Consider the following 5,580-nt stretch of genomic DNA (forward strand, 5'->3'; position numbering starts at 1 on the left):
AACGTTTCATCATTTGGCAGCTTGCCATGAAATGGAAAACGTTCAAGGCGCTCCAGCAGGTTGTCAAATTTGCTTTCGAACTTTTCAGCGGCCCTAGGATTTTTTTCGAGAAGATAATCTAGAATTTCAAAATAATCTTTTTGGGCTGGCCGCAGAAGCCGGGCTTGATGGCTCAACGCACTCATTTCTGCTGTGCTCGTGCTAATTTGGCGCGCGCCCGGCGGCGCAACTCGGACCGGGTTATGCCCCGATCTCCGGAAGCAGCCGCCTGTTTGGCCTCCTCGAGCTTATTCATCAGATTCGACATTAATTGCATGCGATCAAAAACTGCTTGATTCATGAGCACAACGCTGCCATAACCGTTTTCGGTTAGAAAGATCGGTTGATCTTGTTGTTGGCAAAACTCCAGCAACTCAGCGGCGCGATTTTGCAATTCGGAAATGGGGCGAATGATTGGCATGTGTGATGTCCTATTGGTATTAGCGATTCAATTGGCGGTGTAATGGCGCAACAATAATGATTTTGCGTTCAAAATGCAAGAATAGGATGTTACCTCATTTTGCCAGTTTTTGATAATGTTCCTGCAATGGCTTGGCCGTGGTACTAAAAATTCAGAGGCGCGCATGAATTTATCCCTCCAACAATATTTTGAAGAGCATCGCCGCAACAATCGCAAACTGCTCTCCCTCTTTCTCACCGCGGGCTTTCCCACGGCGGATGCGACGTTGCCCTTGCTGCAATTGCTCGATAAGGCCGGCGCCGATCTCATCGAGCTGGGCATGCCGTTCTCCGATCCGCTGGCGGATGGGCCGACGATTCAACGCATCTCGCAGATTGCCCTGCGAAACGGCGTCACCGTCAAAAGCGTTTTGGAAATGGCAGCGAAAGCAACGCCGCTGCTGCGCGCGCCGATAATTCTTATGGGTTATTACAATCCCATTCTCAAATTCGGCATGGAAAAATTCGTGCAAGCTGCGACGAATGCCGGCGTGCAGGGCTTGATCATTCCCGATTTACCGCCGGAGGAGAGCACGGCATTGCGCGAACGCGCGCTGGCCGCCGGACTCAGCTTGATCTATCTGGTTTCGCCCAATACTTCCTTGCAGCGGCTGGAATTGATTGATCGCATGACCACAAGCTTCGTTTACGCCGTGTCGATAACCGGCGTAACCGGCGCGCGCACGCATGTGGCGGCGCAGGCAAAAGATTTTTTGGAAAGATTGCGTCAGCAAATCCGGCATCCGATCCTGGTCGGCTTTGGCGTTGCCAGCGCCTCTGAAGCGCAGGCGCTCGCTTCCGCTTGTGACGGCGTTATCGTGGGCAGCGCGCTGCTGCATGAAATCGAAAAGCATTGGCTGGATGAAACCGGCCGCGCCAAAGTCGCTGCGTTTGTGCAGACGTTCAGCCAAAGCCTGCGCGCCTGACGGATTTTGCTTTGCAAAATTTTCTCGCCTCATTTGCTCCGCATGGCCTCCTTGCCTTGACTTTTCCACAAAACTTCGATAGCTTTTCCGCGCTGCTCGGTAAACAATGAAAATCAATTTGAATGAGGGAGAGGTGCCGATGTTACGAAGTTTTCAAACAATATTATTCGCCTCCCTGCTGGCTGGCATTGTCACAGGCGTGCACGCGCAATCGGATTTATCCGGCCTCAAAGTTTTCGGTTATTTTCAAATTTCATTGGAACATCAAAAAAGCCTCAACCGCCCCTATGAAGCCAACTCGTTCAGCGTGCAGCAGCTCAATTTATTTCTCCAGAGGGATATTCTGCAAAAATGGACGGCCTTTGTCAATTTCGAGCTGGTGAATTCCTATTCTTCTTTTCGCAATTGGGGCGCATTCAGCGTGGAAGAGGCATGGGTGAATTATCGCGCCAGCAAGCAATTCAAGCTCAAGCTCGGTTTGCAGGTGCCCACCTTCAACAATCTCAATGAAATTAAGAATCGTACGCCGCTACTGCCTTACATCATCCGCCCTCTGGCTTATGAAGCTTCATTCAATGAAGTGATTTCGATTTATGAATATGTGCCGACGCGCGCGTTCGTGCAGGCATACGGCTTCATTCCGTGGCGCGAGAAAAAACTCGATTATGCTTTGTTTATCGGCGACAGCCCGAACATCAATCGCGATCCGTTGTACGGGCAAACGGGCGTGGATACCACAAAGTCGTTTCTCGTGGGCGGGCGTTTCGGACTGCGCAGCACCAACCTCAAAGTGGGCGTTTCCGCCGCGTTTGATGCCTTTGATTTGCACGCTGCGGCTGGAACTCCGAGGTACGCCGCTGCCGATTTCAAGAGCGTACCGCGCCTTCGCTTCGGCGGTGATTTTTCATTTCTGCTGGGCAAGTTGTCGTGGGAGTCGGAATTCATTCGCGTCTTTTATGACGACGATTATCCTGAAATCGATCTTGATAAGGATTTCTACTACGGCACGCTGGGTTATCAATTCGCAGAACGGCTTTTTGCATATGCCGGCTATTGGGTCACCCATGAAAAGGTTTTGCCGGCGCGGGACCGCAAACTGATTGCCCCGACCCTGGGCCTGGCTTACAATTTCAACGACACCATTTTTTTGAAGGCGCAAGCCGGCCGCCCGCAATTCAAGTTCACCGTGCCTGCCGTGCAAGAGGAAAAAGTGTATTACTATTTCCTGGCTGTTTCCGCCATGTTTTGAAAGCAAGCACGGGTCCGAAGGAAGATTATGATAAAAGGCATACTAACGATACTGATTCTTCTGCTGCTGGCCGAGGTTCAACCCACACCCGCCCAGGTTGCCGTTATTGTTCACAAGAGAACGCCGGTGGATTCTCTCACGCAGTCCGAGTTATTCGATTATTTTTCGTGCGAAGTCAAAACCTGGAGCAACAAAACGCCGGTGGTGGTCTTTGATCTCAAGCCGCAAAGCGCGATCAAAGAAGTGTTTTATGAATTTCTGGGCAAATCCGCTTCGCGCATGAAATCCATTTGGATGAAAAAAATGCTGATGGGCGAAGGCGACCCGCCGCAGGCTTTGCTCTCGGAGGAGGACGTCTTGAAGAAAGTCGCGGCCACCCCCGGAGCCATCGGATTTGTGAGCAAAGCCAGGGTTCATGACGGGGTTAAAGTCGTTTTGACGATTGTGAGAAACGAAAAGTGAGCCGGCCGGCTTTTCGCCGCGCACGAGTTGAGGTGCAATGAAATTTCGTGATCTCAAGCTTGGCATCAAACAAGCCCTGGGCTTCGGTGTGATTCTCGCCATCATGGCGGGGGTCAATATTTTTGCCATTACCAAAATGGGCGCAATTAAAGCGGAGATCGATGAAATCAGCGCCAACCGCCTGCCGCGCGCCATTGCCATATCGGATTTGAACCTCAACACGGCGGCGCTGCGCATCAGCCAGTTGCAGCATGCTTTCACTGCCGAAAAGGCGGCGCAGCAAAAACAAAAAAACATGATGATCGCGCTGATCGATCGCATCAATGAAAACCTCGACACCTATGCCGGCCTCAAGGCCGCGTCGGAAGAGCGGCAATCGCATTCAAAAACGGAAGACAGCCTCTACACTGCTTTTGATCGTAAATGGGAAGCCTATCAGGATTTAAGTTTTACGTTTTTTGATTTTTTGGAGGACGGTAAAACGCAACAAGCCGTCAATTTATTGAACGGCGAGGCGCAGCAAGTCTTCGACGATTTCAGCGCGGATTTGATCGCGCTGGTGAACATCAATAAACGCGACTCTTACGCGCTGGCCGTGCGCGCCGAACAAACCTATCAAGCGACGCGCTACATCTCGATTACGTGGCTGATTATTACCGTGCTCACCTCGGCGTTTATCGCCGCCGGACTGGCGCGCTTGATCGCCATCCCCGTGCGGAATTTGGTAACCGCAGCCGGGCAGATTGCCGAAGGCGATCTCAACGTGCAGTTGGAAAGCCTGAGCAAGGATGAGATCGGCCATCTCTCACATTCCTTCAACCAAATGACCCTGGCGCTGCGGGAAGCGCGTGAGAACATGCAACGGCAGGCCGATAAGCTGCAGGAACAGCAAACAGAGCTGCAAGCCAGCAACCTGGAATTGGAACGAAAATCACAAAGCTTGGCGCAGCAAAACACCGAGATCGAACAAAAGAACCGCGAGCTGGAACGAACGATGCATCAACTCCGCAAGGCGCAGCAACAACTCGTGCAATCCGAGAAGATGGCCTCGCTGGGCCAGCTCACCGCGGGCATCGCACACGAGATCAACAATCCGATTAATTTTGTCTCATCAAATGTCAACCCGTTGCGCCGCGATCTTGAAGATCTCTTTGCCCTGCTGGCCGAGTATGAGGCAACGATTGAGCGCCAGCATTTGCAGGAACAATTCACGGCCGCACGAAAACTAAAAGAAGAGCTCGATTTCAACTTTTTAAAGCAGGAAGTGAACAGCCTGCTCGACGGCATTAAAGAAGGGGCGCATCGCACCTCGGAAATTGTGAGAGGTTTGCGCAATTTCACCCGCCTCGATGAAGATGAACGCAAGCCGGCGAACGTCAACCAATGCCTGGAATCGACCTTGTTGATGCTGAAACATCAGCTCAAAAATCGCGTCGAAGTGATCAAGGATTTTGGCGCGCTGCCTGAGATTATGTGTTATCCCGGCAAACTCAATCAAGTCTTCACGAACATTCTCTCGAACGCGAGTCAGGCCATTTCCGGCGCCGGCAAGATTTTCATTAAAACCTCTTTTGACGGTGATATCGTGACGATTTCAATCCGGGATACCGGCAAAGGCATGACGAAAGAAGTCAAGCAGCGCATTTTCGAGCCTTTTTTTACGACAAAAGACGTGGGCGAGGGCACGGGCCTGGGGCTGTCGATCACCTATGGAATTATCGAGGAACACGACGGCAACATCGAAGTTTATAGCGAGCCGGACAAAGGCAGCGAGTTTGTCATCACCTTGCCGGCGAAATAACTGGAGTCTCTCTAATGAGTAAGAAAGATTTTTCGATTTTGTATGTCGATGATGAAGAGCATAATCTTATTTCATTCAAAGCCGTTTTCCGGCGGGATTATGAAATTTTCACCGCCACCAGCGGGGAGGAAGGCCTGCACATCATCCGGGAGCACGAGGTCGATCTCATCATCACCGATCAACGCATGCCGCGCATGACCGGCATCCAATTCCTGGAGCGCATTCTGCCGGAGTATCCTGACACGATTCGCATGATTCTGACCGGTTTCAGCGACGTGGAGGCGATTATCGGCGCGATCAATACCGGCCGCGTGTTTCGCTACATCACCAAGCCGTGGGATGAGAACGATTTGCGCATGACCATCGAGAATGCGCGCCAATTATCCGATTTGATGAAGCATAACAGGCGCTTGCTCGGCACGCTGCAGCAAAAAGTCGAGGAGCAGGAGAAAACGCTGCGCTTGTTTCGCAAATACGTGCCCGAAATGGTTGTGGAACAAACGCTCAAGGCTTCGGAAGACACGCTCTTGTCCGGCGAGTTAAAAACGATTGCCATTTTGTTTTGCGACATTCGGGGATTCACGCCGATGAGCGAACAACTTTCGCCGCGGGAAGTGGTTTCATTTCTCAATGATTATTACTCC

At 51.5% G+C, this 5,580-nt stretch carries 7 protein-coding genes; 5 read left to right on the forward strand and 2 right to left on the reverse strand.

Features of this window, described 5'->3' with window-relative positions; translation table 11 throughout:
- A partial coding sequence (locus FBQ85_25850; protein MDL1878557.1) for a type II toxin-antitoxin system RelE/ParE family toxin occupies positions 1–185 on the reverse strand: 185 nt, incomplete at its 3' end.
- Positions 182–460, reverse strand: coding sequence for a type II toxin-antitoxin system Phd/YefM family antitoxin (locus FBQ85_25855; protein MDL1878558.1), 279 nt, complete (start codon positions 458–460; stop codon positions 182–184). The genes FBQ85_25850 and FBQ85_25855, both read right to left, overlap by 4 nt.
- Before the next feature lie 115 nt (positions 461–575).
- Here FBQ85_25855 and FBQ85_25860 point away from each other — a divergent pair, with 115 nt between their 5' ends.
- From FBQ85_25860 to FBQ85_25880, 5 genes are all read left to right on the forward strand, one after another.
- Complete coding sequence (locus tag FBQ85_25860; GenBank protein MDL1878559.1) at positions 576–1,424, forward strand: tryptophan synthase subunit alpha; 849 nt, start codon at positions 576–578, stop codon at positions 1,422–1,424.
- Positions 1,425–1,563: 139 nt separating this feature from the next.
- On the forward strand, positions 1,564–2,673 hold the full coding sequence (locus FBQ85_25865; protein ID MDL1878560.1) for a hypothetical protein: 1,110 nt from the start codon (positions 1,564–1,566) through the stop codon (positions 2,671–2,673).
- 27 nt (positions 2,674–2,700) lie between these two features.
- On the forward strand, positions 2,701–3,135 hold the full coding sequence (locus FBQ85_25870) for a hypothetical protein (GenBank protein ID MDL1878561.1): 435 nt from the start codon (positions 2,701–2,703) through the stop codon (positions 3,133–3,135).
- Positions 3,136–3,172: 37 nt separating this feature from the next.
- The gene (locus FBQ85_25875; GenBank protein MDL1878562.1) at positions 3,173–4,936 is read left to right on the forward strand and encodes a HAMP domain-containing protein; all 1,764 of its coding nucleotides are present in this window, start codon (positions 3,173–3,175) and stop codon (positions 4,934–4,936) included.
- 14 nt (positions 4,937–4,950) lie between these two features.
- Positions 4,951–5,580: response regulator (locus tag FBQ85_25880; GenBank protein ID MDL1878563.1), on the forward strand; the 630-nt coding region annotated here is incomplete at its 3' end.

Source organism: Cytophagia bacterium CHB2, assembly GCA_030263535.1.
In the GTDB taxonomy this organism is placed as follows: domain Bacteria; phylum Zhuqueibacterota; class Zhuqueibacteria; order Zhuqueibacterales; family Zhuqueibacteraceae; genus Coneutiohabitans.

Bases quoted from the DNA above. Each gene is read 5' to 3' on its own strand.
- FBQ85_25855 (MDL1878558.1), bottom strand. From the start codon at position 460: ATGCCAATCATTCGCCCCATTTCCGAATTGCAAAATCGCGCCGCTGAG.
- FBQ85_25860 (MDL1878559.1), top strand. From the start codon at position 576: ATGTTCCTGCAATGGCTTGGCCGTGGTACTAAAAATTCAGAGGCGCGC.
- FBQ85_25865 (MDL1878560.1), top strand. From the start codon at position 1,564: ATGTTACGAAGTTTTCAAACAATATTATTCGCCTCCCTGCTGGCTGGC.
- FBQ85_25870 (MDL1878561.1), top strand. From the start codon at position 2,701: ATGATAAAAGGCATACTAACGATACTGATTCTTCTGCTGCTGGCCGAG.
- FBQ85_25875 (MDL1878562.1), top strand. From the start codon at position 3,173: ATGAAATTTCGTGATCTCAAGCTTGGCATCAAACAAGCCCTGGGCTTC.